Origin of the sequence: Actinoplanes sp. NPDC049681, from assembly GCF_044465265.1 — a bacterium.
Classification (GTDB): domain Bacteria; phylum Actinomycetota; class Actinomycetes; order Mycobacteriales; family Micromonosporaceae; genus Actinoplanes.
In genome coordinates this window covers 369972-384237 of the sequence record NZ_JBITLP010000003.1, presented here as the reverse complement: position 1 = coordinate 384237, position 14266 = coordinate 369972, and the positions used below count along the sequence as shown (strand labels likewise).

Genomic DNA, 14266 nt, shown 5'->3' with positions numbered 1-14266 from the left:
CCCGGCTGCGCGCGCGAGGAATCCGAGGCAAGATCCGGATTGATCCGAGAGGACACTAGGAATGCGTAAGGGAATGTTGGCTCTTGCCGCGGCAGGTCTGCTGGCCAGCGGCAGCATGGCCGCGTGCGGCGGCGACAAAGGCACCGAGACCGGCAGCGGGGGGACCAGCGGGTCGTCGGTGGGCAAGATCGGCGTCATCCTGCCCGACACCGCGAGCTCCCAGCGATGGGCCTCCGACGACCCCAAGTTCCTGAAGGCGGCGTTCGACGCGGCGGGCGTACCGGCCGACATCCAGAACGCTCAGGGTGACAAGAGCCAGTTCCAGACCATCGCCGACGGCATGATCTCCAGCGGCGTCAAGGTCCTCATGATCGTCAACCTGGACTCCGGTACGGGCAAGGCGGTCCTCGACAAGGCGGCGTCCGCGGGTATCGCGACGATCGACTACGACCGGCTCACGCTCAACGGCGGCGCGAAGTACTACGTGTCGTTCGACAACGTGGCGGTCGGCAAGCTGCAGGGCGAGGGCCTGGTCAAGTGCCTGACCGACATGAAGTACACCAAGCCGACGGTCGCCGAGCTCAACGGCTCCCCCACCGACAACAACGCCACCCTCTTCAAGGAGGGCTACGACTCGGTGCTGAAGCCGAAGTACGAGTCCGGTGACTACGTGAAGGGCCCGGACCAGTCGGTGCCCGACTGGGACAACGCGCAGGCCGGCACGATCTTCGAGCAGATGCTCACCCAGAAGAAGGACATCAAGGGCGTGCTGGCGGCCAACGACGGCCTGGGCAACGCGGCGATCGCGGTGCTCAAGAAGAACAAGCTCAACGGCAAGGTCCCGGTCACCGGCCAGGACGCCACCGTGCAGGGCCTGCAGAACGTGCTCGCCGGCGACCAGTGCATGACCGTCTACAAGGCGATCAAGCAGGAGGCCGACGCCGCCGCCGACCTCGCCATCTCGCTCGCCAAGGGCGAGCAGAAGTCGGTCTCCCAGAGCGTCAAGGACGTCGAGTCCGGCAAGGACGTCCCGGCCGTCCTGCTCACCCCGAAGGCGATCTTCAAGGAGAACGTCAAGGACGTCGTCGCCGACGGCTTCGTGACGAAGGACCAGCTGTGCACGGGTGACTTCGCCAAGCTGTGCACCGATAACGGCGTGAGCTGACCGCGGTACAACGCTGAAGCACGACGCCGCCCACGCCTTAGCCGGGCGTGGGCGGCGCCGCATCGAGAAGGAGAACCATCCGTGGCCGCGACACCTCTACTGGAGCTGCGCGGGATCGACAAAAGCTTCGGTCCCGTCCAGGTCCTGCACGACGTCGGACTCAGCGTCTACCCCGGGGAGGTCACCGCCCTCGTCGGCGACAACGGCGCCGGCAAGTCGACCCTCGTCAAATGCATCAGCGGCATCTACACCATCGATGCGGGCACGGTGACCTTCGACGGCAACCAGGTGGCGATCCACAGCCCCCGCGACGCCGCCAGCCTGGGCATCGAGGTCGTCTACCAGGACCTCGCCCTCTGCGACAACCTCGACATCGTGCAGAACATGTTCCTCGGCCGGGAGAAGGTCCGCGGCATCGTCCTGGACGAACCCACCATGGAGCAGATGGCCGGCGACACCCTCGCCAGCCTCTCCGTACGCACCGTCAAGAGCCTGCGCCAACACGTCGCCAGCCTCTCCGGCGGCCAGCGGCAGACCGTCGCCATCGCCAAGGCCGTGCTGTGGAACAGCCGCGTGGTGATCCTCGACGAGCCCACCGCCGCCCTCGGCGTCGCCCAGACCGCGCAGGTCCTGGAGCTCGTGCGCCGCCTCGCCGACAACGGCCTCGGCGTCGTCCTGATCTCCCACAACATGAACGACGTCTTCGCCGTCTCCGACCGCATCGCCGCCCTCTACCTCGGCCGCATGGCAGCACAGGTGAAGACCAGCGACGTCACCCACTCCCAGGTGGTCGAACTCATCACCTCCGGCCGCAGCGGAAACCTCGGCCTGCCGCCCGAGAAGCCGGCCGCCGCCGGTTTCGTCGACATCACGCCTCCGGGAGCCGACGCATGACAACCACGACCACCACCGCGGGCGGCGTCACCGTAGTGAAGCCCACGGTCGCCAGCCACCTGCACGATTACTGGGGGCGGATCCGCGGCGGCGACATCGGCAGCCTCCCGGCGATCCTCGGGCTCGTCGTTCTCTGCCTGATCTTCGGCGTGGCCCGGCCGACCTTCTTCAGCGCCGTCAACTTCGCCAACCTGTTCTCCCAGGGCGCGGCGGTCATCTTCATCGCGATGGGGCTGGTCTTCGTCCTGCTCCTCGGCGAGATCGACCTGTCCGCCGGCTTCACCAGCGGCGTGTGCGGCGCGGTCATGGCCATCCTGCTGACCAACCACAACTGGCACTGGTACGCCGCGATCCCGGTCGCGCTCCTGACCGGCCTGGTGATCGGCTTCGTGCTGGGCTTCCTGGTGTCGAAGATCGGGATTCCGTCCTTCGTCGTCACCCTGGCCGCGTTCCTGGCGTTCCAGGGCATCCTGCTCATGCTGCTCGAGGGCGGCAAGAACATCTCGATCCACGACAAGTTCGTGCTGTCCCTCGCCAACAACAACATGTCGGTCGGGGTCAGCTGGGGAATCGCGGTCGCCGCCGTCATCGGGTACGCCGCGGTGCAGTTCCTGCGCGTCCGTGGCCGGGCAGCCCGCGGGCTCGTCACCGACCCGATGGGTATCGTGCTGGCACGGATCGCCGCGCTCGCCGTCCTGTTGCTGCTGGCGGTCGCCGTACTGACCCAGGAGCGCAGCATCAACCCGCTGATCATCTCGGTGAAGGGCGTACCGATCGTCGCTCCGATCATCGCGGTGGTGCTGATCGTGTGGACCTTCGTGCTAGGCCGCACCACGTACGGCCGGCACGTCTACGCCGTCGGCGGCAACAAGGAAGCGGCCCGCCGGGCGGGTATCCCGGTCGACCGGATCCGCATCTCGGTGTTCGTCATCGGGTCCTTCATGGCCTCCATCGGCGGCATCATCGCGGCCAGCCGCGCCAACTCGGTCGACCCGAACTCCGGCGGCAGCAACGTCCTGCTGTACGCGGTCGGCGCCGCGGTCATCGGCGGCACCAGCCTCTTCGGTGGCAAGGGCCGCGTGCTCGATGCCGTCATCGGTGGCGCGGTCATCGCCGTGATCGACAACGGCATGGGCCTGATGGGCTACAGCCCCGGCACGAAGTTCGTCGTCACCGGTCTCATCCTGCTGCTCGCCGCCAGTGTCGACGCGCTCTCGCGCCGCAGGGCGGCCGCCACCGGAAACCGATGAAGGCCGGGCCCAGCCAGGAGGAGGTACGCCGGCACAACCTGGGCACGCTGCTCCGATACGTACACGTTCATGGGGCTACGTCCCGTGCCGAGCTCACCACCAAGCTGGGCCTGAACCGCAGCACCATCGGCGCCCTGACCGCGGACCTGACCGCCGCGGGCCTGGTGACCGAGAAGGGACAACGAGAAACCGGCCGGGCCGGGCGACCGTCGCTGGTCGTCCGGCCCGAGTCGTCGAAGGTCTACGCGTACGCGCTGAACATCGAGGTCGACCGGCTGCGCGCGGCGCGGGTGGGGCTCGGCGGCACGATCCTGGACCGGCGCGAGGCCCCCCGCCCCCGGGGCATGCAGGTGGTGGACGCGGTCCAGCCGCTCGCGGGCTTCATCCACGAGATGCGCAAGGACGTGCCGGAGGGCGCCCGCTACGTCGGCGCCGGCCTGGCGATCGCCGGCATGGTGCGCCGCGCGGACGGCATGGTGCGGCTCGCCCCGACGATCGGGTGGGTCGAGGAACCGGTCGGCGAGGCGCTGGTCGAGGAGATCGGCGACGTGGGCCCGATGATCGTCGGCAACATCGCCGACGTCTCCGCCCTGGTCGAGCACAGCCGCGGCGCGGCCGCCGGCCGGGACAACGTCATCTACCTGTACGGCGACGTCGGCGTCGGCGCGGGGATCATCGCCGGCGGCCGGCGCATCACCGGTCACGGCGGCTACGGGGGCGAGGTCGGCCACATGGTCGTCAACCCGTACGGGCGGCCGTGCAGCTGCGGCTCGCGGGGCTGCTGGGAGACCGAGATCGGCGAGTACCCGCTGCTCAAGCTGGCCGGACGCGAGGACCGCAGCGGCCGCGAGGCGATCCTGGACGTGGTGGAGGCCGCGATGCGCGGCGACTGGGTGGCCCAGCAGGCGGTCCGGCACGTGGGCGAGTGGATCGGCCTCGGCGTCGGCAACCTGGTCAACATCTTCAACCCCGAGGCGATCATCTTCGGCGGCACGCTGCGCGACGTGTACCTCGTGGCGGCCGCCCAGATCCGGTCGCGGCTCAACGAAGTCGCCCTGCCCGCCTGCCGCGAGCACATCCGCCTGCGTACGCCGGAGCTGGGCACCGACGCCGCCCTGATCGGCGCGGCCGAGCTCGCCTTCGAGCGCCTTCTGGAAGACCCGTTGCTGGGCGCCGCGAGCTAGAGTGCCCGCATGCGCGCTTCCGACGAGGACCGGCAGCGGATCGTGGCCGCCCTGGAGCGGCACACCGGCGCCGGCCGGCTGACGCTCGACGAGTTCGCCCAGCGGGTGGACGTGGCCGCCGGCGCCCGGACGCTGGACGAGCTCGCCGCCGTGGTCAGCGACCTGCCGGCCGAGCAGCCCGAGGAGCGGCAGCGACGCGAGTTCCTGCTGCTGCTCGCGGTCGCGATCGTCACGCTTGCTCTCCTGGGTGTGTTCCTGGCCCTGCGCTAGAACCCACCGGCGGCGTGCCGTGCCAGGAATCCCACAGCGCCGCGTACGAGCCACCCGCGGCGACGAGCTCGTCGTGCGAGCCGAGCTCGGTGATCCGCCCGTCCTCCACCACCGCCACCCGGTCCGCGTCGTGCGCCGAGAACAGCCGGTGCGCGATCGCGACGACCGTACGGCCCCGCAGCACCGCCGCCAGTGACTGCTCCAGGTCCCGGGCGGCGCGCGGGTCCAGCATCGCGGTGGCCTCGTCCAGCACGAGCGTGTGCGGGTCGGCCAGCACCAGCCGGGCCAGCGCCACCTGCTGCGCCTGGGCCGCGGACAGGCTCACCCCGCCCGCTCCCACGACGGTGTCGAGGCCGTCGGGCAGCTCGTCCGCCCATTTCAGCGCGTTCACCGCGGTCAGCGCCTCCCGTACGTCCATCGCCGACGAGCCGGGCCGCACCATGGCGATGTTGTCGCGCAGCGTACCCATGAAGACGTGGTGTTCCTGGCTGACCAGCGCGACCTCCGTGCGCAGCCGGTCCAGCGGCAGCCCGGCCAGCGCAACGCCGCCGACGGTGAGCGACCCGCCGCCCGGCGCGTGCACCCCGGCCAGCAGGCGGCCCAGCGTCGACTTGCCCGCACCGGACGGGCCGACGATGGCCAGCCGCTCCCCCGGGGCGATCCTCAGGTTGATGCCGTGCAGCACCTCCCGGCCCTCGACGTAGGAGAAGCGCACGTCCTTGGCGACGATCTCGGCGCCGCGCGGGGTCAGGCGCGACGGTGCCGGCGTGCCGAACGAGACGCCCAGCAGCCTGGCGAGGGAAGCGGCGCCGACCTGCAGCTCGTCGAGCCAGCCGAGGAAGCGGTCGATCGGGTCGACCAGCAGCTGCGAGTAGAGCACCGCCGCGGTGACCTGGCCGAGGCTTACCCAGCCGTGCAGGTAGAACCAGCCGCCGAGCAGCAGCGTGCCGACCACCGGCAGCACGTACCCGATCTCGATGGACGGCATCCAGACCGTCCGCAGGAACAGCGTGTAGCGCTCGGCCCGCCAGGACCGGCGCAGGTCGGCATCCGTACGCGCGATGCGCTGTCGCTGCCGGCGCAGCGCATCCACCGTCCTGGCCCCCTCGACCGTCTCCGCGAGACCATCGGTGACCTGCGAGTACGCGGCATTCTGCCGGAGGTAGCCGCCCGCTGCCCGCCGCAGGTACCACCGCGTCGACCCGGTCAGGATCGGCACGGCGACGAGCAACGGCACCGCGAGCAGCGGGCTGACCAGGACCAGGGCGCCCACCGCGAGCGAGGCGGTGATCAGGGCGATCAGCGTCTCGGGCACCGCGAAGCGCAGGCACCGCGACAGCGCGTCGACGTCCCGCGAGGTGCGCGTGAGCAGGTCACCCGTGCCGGCCCGCTCCACTGTCGACAGCGGGATGGTCAGGACCCGGTCGACGAACTCCTCGCGCAGCTCGGCCAGGACCTGCTCGCCGAGCCGCGCCGAGGCCAGGTACGCGAACCGTACGAGCACCGCCTGCACCACCACGAACACGGCGATGGTGGCGGCGATCCGGTCCACCGTGCCCACCCCGGCGTTGTGCTGGATCGACTCGACCAGGTCGCCGAGCAGTCGCGGCCCGACCAGGCCGGTCATCGCGGCCAGCGCGTGCAGGGCCACGGTGGTGACGAGGGCGCGCGGGTGCCGGCGGAACAGATCGCGGGCGTACCGGCGCACCTGGCGGGTGTCCGCCACCGGGAGCGCGTTGCTCACTCGCGCAGCACCGTCCTCGCGTAGGCGAAGCTGCCGTCCAGCAGCTCGCGATGGGTTCCCTCGGCGACCACCACACCGTCCTCGACGTACAGGACGTGATCGGCGCGGTCCAGCACCAGCGGGCTGGTCGAGCAGACGACGGTCGTTCGCCCGCTACGGGCCGCGGCCAGCCGGTCGGCGATCCGGGCCTCGGTGTGCGCGTCCACCGCGCTGGTCGGCTCCACCAGCACGAGGATCTCCGGGTCGGCCACGAGGGCGCGGGCGAGCCGCAGTCGCTGCTGCTGACCGCCGGAGAAGCTGCGCCCCCGCTCGGCGACCTCGCTGTCGAGCCCGTCGGGAAGCGCTTCGACGACATCGGTCGCGGACGCGGCGGCCAGTGCCGCGGACACCCGGCCGGTTCCGTGCGGATCGAGATCCTCCCGCAGCGGCCCGGAGAACAGCCGGGCGTCGTTGTCCGCCACCAGGATCCGCTCCCGCACGGTCGCCGGATCAAGATCTTTCAGCGGTACGCCGGCCAGCGTCGTCCCCGCGCCCGACGCGGTGTAGTGCCCGAGCCGGTCCGCGATGGCGACGGCGTCGGCGGGCAGAGCGGCCGCGATGGCGGTCACCGTTCCCCGCCGCACGACCACTCCGGACACGCGGTCGACCAGATCGCCGCGCCGCGGTGCCGGGACCGGGCGGACCGGCGGGCGCAGATCCGAGCGCACCCGCAGCATCGACACGACCCGCCGCCCGGACACGTGCCCCCGGGTGATCTTGTCGATCGTCTCGGTGAGCTGGCGTAACGGGGAGACGAGGAAGGCGGCGTACCCGTAGAAGGAGACCAGCTGCCCCACCGTGATCCGCCCGGAGATCGCGAAGCGCGCGCCGAGCCAGGTGACCAGGACCAGGAAGATGCCGGGCAGCAGCACCTGCGCGGCATCGAGCAGGGCCTCGACGCGGGCGACGTGCAGCCCGGCGGCGCGCAGGGTCTGCGACTCGGCGCGGTAACGCGCAGACATGACCGGCTCGCCGCCCACCCCCCGCAGCACCCGCAGCCCGCCGACGAGGTCCGTGGCCCGGCCGGTGAGCCGTCCCTGCTGCTCCCGGTACGCCTGCTGGCGGCGGTGCAGCGGCCGGATCAGCACGCCCACGACCGCCATCAGCAGCGGGATGCCGAGCACCACCACCAGCCCCAGCGGCACGGACGTGACCAGCAGGATCGTGCTGACGGTGAGGACGGCGACGATCGATCCGACGCCCCGGGCGGTGATGTCGATGGCGTTACCGATGTGCGTGATGTCCGCCGTACCGATGGCCACGACCTCGCCCGCGTCCAGCCGGCGCGGCAGAGCGACGCCGAGCCGACCGGCCTGCCGGACGGCGACCTGCACCGTCCGGTACGCGGCCGACAGCCAGTTGAAGACCGCCCGGCGGTGGCGCAGCAGGCCGGCGCCGATCTGCACCAGGCCCACGCCGAGCAGGACCATGCTCCAGACCAGCAGCTGACGGCCGTCGCGATGGGTCAGCCCGGCGTCGATCGCCTTGCCCACGACGGCGGGGACGAAGGCCTGGCAGACCATCCACACGACCGCGAAGAAGATCGCGGCGCCGACGGATACCGCGGTGCTCCGGGCGAGCCAGCCGAGGTAGCGGGTGGCGGACCGGTGATCGGGAGAGCCGGGATCGGCCGGAGGCAGGTCGCGCATCGCCCCTCGACGTTACGTAACGGCGCCGTCACGATCCAGCGCGTTATCTGTCGACGGGCGTGAAATCCCACACGTGCGGAGAGCGGGCCACCAGGTTTGCCGGAGGCTCGGGAAGGGCAGCCGGACTGGTTCGCCACTTCGAGATGACCACAATGCGCAGATCCGTGGACGAGAAGACCTCGCTCGACACGTGCGAGGGCAGCACCTCCAACGCGGGCAGCGCCTCGTCGATCACCCAGCTCAGCAGCTCGTCGAAGCCGCCGCGCGCGGCGCGTACCTCCCACATGCGTGCGATCATGCTGCTTCCTACCCCGCCACAACGATCGAGGTCAATGACATCGCGGAATCGGCCGGAAGATCGAGCGGGCTCGGCGCCACGCCCGCCGCGACGAGATGCGACCCCAGCGCCGCGACCATCGCACCGTTGTCCGTGCACAGCTGAGGGCGCGGCACGCGTACGCGCACACCCAGCTTCGCCGCCCGCTCCTCGGCCAGCAGCCGCAGCCGCGAGTTGGCCGCGACACCCCCACCGATGATCAGCGTCTCCACGCCGTGCTCCCGGCACGCGTCGAGCGCCTTGACGGTGAGAACATCGCAGACCGCATCCTGGAAACTCGCGGCCACGTCCGCCACCGGCACCGGCTCGCCGCTGCGCTCCCGCGCCTCCACCCAGCGCGCCACGGCCGTCTTCAGCCCCGAGAACGAGAAGTCGAACCGATGCTCGGCAAGGTCCTTCGGCGCGGTGAGCCCCCGCGGAAAGGAGATCGCCGCAGGATTGCCGTCACGCGCCGTACGGTCGATCACGGGCCCGCCCGGGAACCCCATCCCCAGCAGCCGCGCCACCTTGTCGAACGCCTCGCCCGCGGCATCGTCGATCGTGGCGCCGAGCGGCGTGACCCCGGCCGTGAGGTCGTCGACCAGCAGCAGCGACGAATGCCCGCCGGAAACGAGCATCGCCACGGCCGGCTCAGGCAGCGGACCGTGCTCCAGCGTGTCGACGGCCACGTGCGCGGCGAGATGGTTGACCCCGTAGATCGGCTTCTCGGCCGCCAGGGCGTACCCCTTGGCGGCAGCGACCCCCACGAGCAGCGCACCCGCGAGACCAGGCCCGGCGGTCACCGCGATCGCGTCGATGTCGCCCAGCGTGACCCCCGCATCGTCGAGCGCCCGCCGCATGGTCGGCACGATCGCCTCGAGGTGCGCCCGGCTGGCGACCTCGGGCACCACCCCACCGAACCGAGCATGCTGCTCGACACTGGAGGCCAGCGCGTCGGCCAGCAACGTGTGCCCGCGCACGATGCCGACACCGGTCTCGTCGCAGGAGGTCTCGATCCCGAGGACCAGGGGCTCGTCAGGCATCACGCATCATCACCAGGGCGTCGGTGTTGCTCGGTTGGTAGTAACCCCGCCGGATCCCGACGGGCTCGAAATCGTACGAGGCATAAAGCCGCTGGGCAGCGTGGTTGTCGACGGCCACCTCCAGCAGCACCTTGCGGTCACCGGCCCGCTCCAGCAGCGTCTCCAGCAGCCGCCGCCCGACCCCCCGCTTGCGGGCGGCCCGCCACACCGCGATGGTCTGCACCCAGCTCTCGTGCTCGTCGGTGACCGCCAGGCCCGCATAGCCGAGCAGCTCCTCGCCCTCCCGGGCGACCACGTAGAAGTTCCGCTGGGCCAGCTCGTTCCAGAACATCGCCGCCGACCACTTCTCCGCCCCGAAGGCCTCCTCCTCGAGGGGCAGCACGTCGGCGATGTGCCACCACCGGAACCGCTCGATCTCCATCAGGGCAGCACATGCTTGCGCTGAGTGGCCGCCACGGCATCCGGCCGCCGCAAGTACAACGGGGTGAGCGCGTCACCCGGCGCGCGGTCCCGGATCTTGTCGAGAGCCAGAGCGATCAAGGCCTCCCCGGGCGGATGCAGGACCCGGTCGTCGATCGGCAGCCCGAGAACCTCGCTGTACTTCACCGCACCCTCACCGACGGCCCGGTCGGCATCGACCCGCACGTCGGCCGGCTTCGCCACGTCGGGATCGGTCACCCGCTTCCCGTCGACATAGGTCGCGAAATACACCTCCCGCCGCCGGGCGTCGGTCGCCACCAGCACCCGGCCCGGCCCGGCAGCGCGGCCCAGAGCATCGAGCGAACAGATCCCGTACGCGGGAATGCCCAGCGCCTGCCCCATGCTCGCCGCGGTGGCCAGCCCGACCCGGAGGCCGGTGAAAGGCCCGGGCCCGAGCCCGGCCACGATGGCACCGAGCTGAGCGGGCCGCACGCCGGCGTCGGCGAGCACCTGCCGCACCTGCGGGGCGAGCAGCTCACCGTGCGCCCTCGGGTCGACGGTCCGCCGCTCCCCGAGGCCGGTCAGGTGGCTGTCGTCCACCTCCGCCAGAGCGGCGGTGACCGCGGGGGTGGAGGTGTCCAGAGCAAGAACGAGCACCACCAAACCCTAGCGGCCGGGTCGGCGGCGACCTGGGCCAGGCGGCCGCTTGATCCGTCTTGGGCAAGGCTGCCGGGCGACTCAGGCGCGGGGGTCCCAGTTGATCGGCGGACGGCCCGCGTCGGCGAGGGCTTTGTTGGCCGCGCTGAACATGCGGGCACCGAAGAAGTCCTTGCCGCCGTTCAACGGGCTCGGGTGCCCCGACTCGATCACCGTGTGGACCGGGTTGGTGACCAGTGCCGCCTTCTTGCGGGCGTACGAGCCCCAGAGCAGGAACACCACCCGTTCCGGCCGGGCGTCCAGGGCGCGGATCGTCGCGTCGGTGAAGACTTCCCAGCCCCTGCCCTTGTGTGAGGCGGCCGCTCCCGCGCGTACGGTGAGGACCGCGTTGAGCAGCAGCACCCCCTGCCGCGCCCAGCCGGTCAGGTCGCCGCTGGTGGCCGGGGGCACCCCGACGTCCGCGGCGAGCTCCTTGTAGACGTTGCGCAGGGACGGCGGGACGCGCACCCCGTCGCGGACGCTGAAGCTCAACCCGTGCGCCTGCCCCGGGCCGTGGTACGGGTCCTGGCCGAGGATCAGCACCCGCGTCTCGTCGGGCGGGCACAGCCGGTACGCGGCGAACAGGTCCTCGATCGGCGGGTAGACGGTGTGCTCGGCGTACTGCTCGCCGACGAACGCACCCAGCGCCGCGGTGGCGTCCGGGTCGAGGAACGGCGTGAGCTCCGCGCGCCAGGCGGCCGGGAGCAGGTCGGGCAGATTCACATCATCTCCGGTCGTCACAGCTTTTCGAGGCGGGCGGCCCAGTCCCCGCCGTGCGGCACCAGGTCGATCAGCCGGGTGTCGTCCTCGAGCCGGTCGATGCGGACGGCGAGGTACTCGTCGTTCAGCTGCTCGACCAGCCCGGCTCCCCACTCGACGACCGTGACCGCCTCGTCGGCCGAGGCGTCCAGGTCGAGATCGTCGATCTCCGCCCGTGGATCCGCGGCGTCACCCAGCCTGTACGCGTCCGCGTGCACCAGCGGCACCTCGCCACCACGCGCCGGGTCCGGCCGGTGCACCCGGGCGATCACGAACGTCGGCGACGTGATCGCGCCGAGCACCTTGAGCCCGTCGCCGAGGCCCTGCACCAGCGCGGTCTTGCCGGCGCCGAGCGGACCGGTCAGCAACAACAGGTCGCCCGCTCGCACCAGCGCTGCCAACCGCCGGCCGAACGCCCGCGTGTCGTCCACAGTGGGCAGCCGGATGCCGGTAGCAGTCACCGTCGGCACTCCCGCTCACGGTCCACAGTGGTCACGAGATGCGCTCCAGGAACGGGATCAGGGCGGCGTTGACCTCGTCGGCCTTCTCCAGCATCACCACGTGACCACTGTTGTCGATCTTCAGGAGCTCCGCCTCGGGAAGGTGCCGGAGGATCTCCTCCGAGTGCGTCACCGGGGTCAGATAGTCCTTCGTACCGACGAGCACCAGCACCGGTACGCCCTTGAGCGCGGACAGCGCCGGGAACCGGTTGTGCGTGTAGAGGGTGTGCAGGTACTTGGTCAGCGTCTCGACGGAGGTCTTGGAGTTCATCTGCTCCACGAACGTGACCAACGACGGGCTGGGCCGGGCGTCGCCGAAGCCGTATCGGCGGGTGAGCAGCCACGCCAGATCCGAGGAGGCGACCCGTGCCCGGTCGATGGCCGAGCCGCCGATCCGGGCCGCACCGCCCCACAACGGGAAGAACGGCGCGCTGGCCCGGGCCAGGAGCGAGGGTATGCCGAGCTTGGTCTTGTCGATCAGGCCGGCGGAGGTGGACATGAGCACCACGCCGGTGACCCGCTTGCCGAACCACTCCGGGTATTGCTCGGCGAACGCCATGATCGTCATGCCGCCCATCGAGTGCCCGACGAGGATGATGTGCCCTTCCGGCACGGCGGCGTCGAGCACGGCGGCCAGGGACTTGCCGAGGGCCGCGATGTCGTAGTCCCCCGACTGCAGGCGGCCCGACCGCCCATGGCCCGGCTGGTCGTAGAAGACGAGCCGCTGATCACCACGCTCGGTCAGGGCCTGCCGCTGGAAGTAGAACGTGCCCATGTCCAGTGCGAACCCGTGCACGAACACGACCGTCGGCTTGGTGTTGGTTTCCCGCGGCTCGACGATCTCGACGTGCAGGTCGGTGCCGTCGGCTGCGGTGACGGTCAGCTGCTCGTCGTACGGCTGGTCACCGAACACCTCGTCGGCGTACGGGTCGCCGGGTGCACTGAGCGACTTGCGCACGAGTGCCCGCTCCACCGCGAAGGCCGTCGCCAGGCCCGCGGCGGCGACGCCGATGACGGCACCGGCGATGCCGACCTGTTTCGCCCGGCGGCGCGGGCCGGACCGGACGGCCCGCGACGAGGACCGGGCGGGCGGCTTGGCGGGGCTCATCCGACCTCCTCCGAAGGGGGAACACGCTCACCGGACGCAATCCCGGCCCCGTCGGCGGGCGAACCGGGCGCGGAAAGCCCGGCGGTGCCGTCGTAGATCCGGGGCACCCGGCTGCCCCCGAAGCGGGTCACGATCTCGTAGTTGATCGTGCCGATCGCCTCGGCCCAGTCCGTCGCGGTCGGCTCGCCGTCGTCGCCGGGGCCGAACAGCGTCGCCACGTCCCCCACCCCGATCGGGTCGTCGCCGCAGTCCAGGACGAACTGGTCCATGCAGACCCGGCCGGCGATCGAACGGATCCGGCCGCCGAGCAGCACCGGCCCCACGTTGGAGGCGTGCCGCGGGACCCCGTCGCCGTAGCCGAGCGGCACCAGCGCCAGCGTCGTCTCGCGCGCGGTGTGGTACGCGTGCCCGTACGAGACGCCCTGGCCGGCGGGGACACGCTTCGTCATGGTCACCCGCGCTCGGGCCGTCATCGCCGGGCGCAGGCCGGCCGGCTGGGGCCCGGGGAGCGGTGACAGCCCGTAGATCGCCACGCCCGGGCGGACCAGGTCGTAGTGCGCGTCGGGGCGGGTCAGCGTCGCGGCCGAGTTGGCGATGTGGCGGTAGCGCGGCTCGATGCCGTACCGCTCCGCCGTGGCCAGGCCCTCGGCGAAGACCGCGAGCTGGTGGTCGATGGTCTCGTGGCCGGGGGCGTCGGCGTACACGAAGTGGCTCCACACGCCGACGACCTCGAGCTCGCCGTCGGCCTGCGCCTTCGCCGCGGCCTCCACCAGGGCTGGCCAGTCGGCGCGGGTGGCGCCGCCGCGGGCCAGCCCCGTGTCGATCTTCAGGTGCACCCGGGCCGGGCGCCGCATCCGGCGGGCCGCGTCGACCAGTTCGCCCAGCTGCCCGAGGCTGCCCGCGTTGAGGTCGACGTCCGCCTCGATGCCTTCGTGCAACGGCATTCCTGGCGCGTGCAGCCACGCGAGCACCGGCGCGGTGAGGCCGGCCCGGCGCAGGATCAGAGCCTCGTCGAGGGTGGCCACACCTAGCCAGGTGGCGCCGCCGGCGAGGGCCGCGCGGGCGGCGGGCAGCATGCCGTGCCCGTACCCGTCGGCCTTGACGACCGCCATGACCTCGGCGGTCGTTCCGGCGCGCAGGGTCGCCACGTTGTCCCGGATCGCGTCCAGATCGATCCGGACCTCGGCCTGCCACATGTTCACCAGCCTACTGATCGCCTCTGACAGAAC

14 protein-coding genes and 1 pseudogene are annotated in these 14266 nt (G+C 71.4%); 5 read left to right on the top strand and 10 right to left on the bottom strand.

What is annotated here, in order from left to right; translation table 11 throughout:
• Positions 1 to 61: 61 nt before the first annotated feature.
• From ACIBO8_RS11680 to ACIBO8_RS11660, 5 genes are all read left to right on the top strand, one after another.
• Positions 62 to 1165: a sugar ABC transporter substrate-binding protein gene (locus ACIBO8_RS11680; protein WP_396115089.1), complete on the top strand. Its 1104-nt coding sequence runs from the start codon at positions 62 to 64 to the stop codon at positions 1163 to 1165.
• An 81-nt stretch (positions 1166 to 1246) separates the two neighbouring features.
• Positions 1247 to 2059: an ATP-binding cassette domain-containing protein gene (locus tag ACIBO8_RS11675; RefSeq protein ID WP_396115088.1), complete on the top strand. Its 813-nt coding sequence runs from the start codon at positions 1247 to 1249 to the stop codon at positions 2057 to 2059.
• Positions 2056 to 3309, top strand: a complete 1254-nt coding sequence (locus ACIBO8_RS11670) for a sugar ABC transporter permease (protein WP_396115087.1) — start codon at positions 2056 to 2058, stop codon at positions 3307 to 3309. The genes ACIBO8_RS11675 and ACIBO8_RS11670 overlap by 4 nt, the downstream gene beginning before the upstream one ends.
• A complete protein-coding gene (locus tag ACIBO8_RS11665) occupies positions 3306 to 4493 on the top strand; it encodes an ROK family protein (RefSeq protein ID WP_396115086.1) in 1188 nt (395 codons plus the stop codon). The genes ACIBO8_RS11670 and ACIBO8_RS11665 overlap by 4 nt, the downstream gene beginning before the upstream one ends.
• A 9-nt stretch (positions 4494 to 4502) precedes the next feature.
• Positions 4503 to 4763 (top strand): DUF1707 domain-containing protein, encoded by a 261-nt coding sequence (locus ACIBO8_RS11660; protein ID WP_396115085.1) that lies wholly within the window; start codon positions 4503 to 4505, stop codon positions 4761 to 4763.
• Here the strand turns inward: ACIBO8_RS11660 and ACIBO8_RS11655 are convergent.
• From ACIBO8_RS11655 to alr, 10 genes and pseudogenes are all read right to left on the bottom strand, one after another.
• Complete coding sequence (locus ACIBO8_RS11655) at positions 4723 to 6507, bottom strand: ABC transporter ATP-binding protein (RefSeq protein ID WP_396115084.1); 1785 nt, start codon at positions 6505 to 6507, stop codon at positions 4723 to 4725. The two genes, ACIBO8_RS11660 and ACIBO8_RS11655, sit on opposite strands and share 41 nt — an antisense overlap.
• The gene (locus ACIBO8_RS11650) at positions 6504 to 8195 is read right to left on the bottom strand and encodes an ABC transporter ATP-binding protein (RefSeq protein WP_396115082.1); all 1692 of its coding nucleotides are present in this window, start codon (positions 8193 to 8195) and stop codon (positions 6504 to 6506) included. The genes ACIBO8_RS11655 and ACIBO8_RS11650 overlap by 4 nt, the downstream gene beginning before the upstream one ends.
• Positions 8196 to 8238: 43 nt before the next feature.
• Positions 8239 to 8493 (bottom strand): hypothetical protein, encoded by a 255-nt coding sequence (locus ACIBO8_RS11645; RefSeq protein ID WP_396115081.1) that lies wholly within the window; start codon positions 8491 to 8493, stop codon positions 8239 to 8241.
• An 8-nt stretch (positions 8494 to 8501) separates the two neighbouring features.
• The gene (tsaD, locus tag ACIBO8_RS11640) at positions 8502 to 9554 is read right to left on the bottom strand and encodes a tRNA (adenosine(37)-N6)-threonylcarbamoyltransferase complex transferase subunit TsaD (RefSeq protein ID WP_396115080.1); all 1053 of its coding nucleotides are present in this window, start codon (positions 9552 to 9554) and stop codon (positions 8502 to 8504) included.
• A complete protein-coding gene (rimI, locus tag ACIBO8_RS11635) occupies positions 9547 to 9975 on the bottom strand; it encodes a ribosomal protein S18-alanine N-acetyltransferase (RefSeq protein WP_396115079.1) in 429 nt (142 codons plus the stop codon). Before rimI ends, tsaD begins: the two co-directional genes overlap by 8 nt.
• Positions 9975 to 10631: a tRNA (adenosine(37)-N6)-threonylcarbamoyltransferase complex dimerization subunit type 1 TsaB gene (gene tsaB, locus ACIBO8_RS11630; RefSeq protein WP_396115078.1), complete on the bottom strand. Its 657-nt coding sequence runs from the start codon at positions 10629 to 10631 to the stop codon at positions 9975 to 9977. The genes rimI and tsaB overlap by 1 nt, the downstream gene beginning before the upstream one ends.
• Before the next feature lie 81 nt (positions 10632 to 10712).
• The gene (locus ACIBO8_RS11625) at positions 10713 to 11393 is read right to left on the bottom strand and encodes a uracil-DNA glycosylase (protein WP_396115077.1); all 681 of its coding nucleotides are present in this window, start codon (positions 11391 to 11393) and stop codon (positions 10713 to 10715) included.
• Positions 11394 to 11407: 14 nt separating this feature from the next.
• On the bottom strand, positions 11408 to 11890 hold the full coding sequence (tsaE, locus tag ACIBO8_RS11620) for a tRNA (adenosine(37)-N6)-threonylcarbamoyltransferase complex ATPase subunit type 1 TsaE (protein ID WP_396115075.1): 483 nt from the start codon (positions 11888 to 11890) through the stop codon (positions 11408 to 11410).
• A 31-nt stretch (positions 11891 to 11921) separates the two neighbouring features.
• Positions 11922 to 13037 carry an alpha/beta fold hydrolase gene (locus tag ACIBO8_RS11615; protein WP_396115073.1) on the bottom strand — a complete coding sequence of 372 codons (1116 nt, stop codon included), beginning with the start codon at positions 13035 to 13037 and terminating at the stop codon, positions 11922 to 11924.
• 86 nt (positions 13038 to 13123) lie between these two features.
• Positions 13124 to 14233: pseudogene (alr, locus tag ACIBO8_RS11610) on the bottom strand (alanine racemase); the annotation flags it as partial.
• Positions 14234 to 14266 lie beyond the last annotated feature (33 nt).

What these genes read in the sequence shown, in the direction of transcription:
- ACIBO8_RS11660 (WP_396115085.1), top strand. Translation starts at nt 4,503, where the DNA reads ATGCGCGCTTCCGACGAGGACCGGCAGCGGATCGTGGCCGCCCTGGAG.
- ACIBO8_RS11650 (WP_396115082.1), bottom strand. Translation starts at nt 8,195, where the DNA reads ATGCGCGACCTGCCTCCGGCCGATCCCGGCTCTCCCGATCACCGGTCC.
- ACIBO8_RS11680 (WP_396115089.1), top strand. Translation starts at nt 62, where the DNA reads ATGCGTAAGGGAATGTTGGCTCTTGCCGCGGCAGGTCTGCTGGCCAGC.
- ACIBO8_RS11670 (WP_396115087.1), top strand. Translation starts at nt 2,056, where the DNA reads ATGACAACCACGACCACCACCGCGGGCGGCGTCACCGTAGTGAAGCCC.
- ACIBO8_RS11665 (WP_396115086.1), top strand. Translation starts at nt 3,306, where the DNA reads ATGAAGGCCGGGCCCAGCCAGGAGGAGGTACGCCGGCACAACCTGGGC.
- tsaD (WP_396115080.1), bottom strand. Translation starts at nt 9,554, where the DNA reads ATGCCTGACGAGCCCCTGGTCCTCGGGATCGAGACCTCCTGCGACGAG.
- ACIBO8_RS11645 (WP_396115081.1), bottom strand. Translation starts at nt 8,493, where the DNA reads ATGATCGCACGCATGTGGGAGGTACGCGCCGCGCGCGGCGGCTTCGAC.
- ACIBO8_RS11615 (WP_396115073.1), bottom strand. Translation starts at nt 13,037, where the DNA reads ATGAGCCCCGCCAAGCCGCCCGCCCGGTCCTCGTCGCGGGCCGTCCGG.
- rimI (WP_396115079.1), bottom strand. Translation starts at nt 9,975, where the DNA reads ATGGAGATCGAGCGGTTCCGGTGGTGGCACATCGCCGACGTGCTGCCC.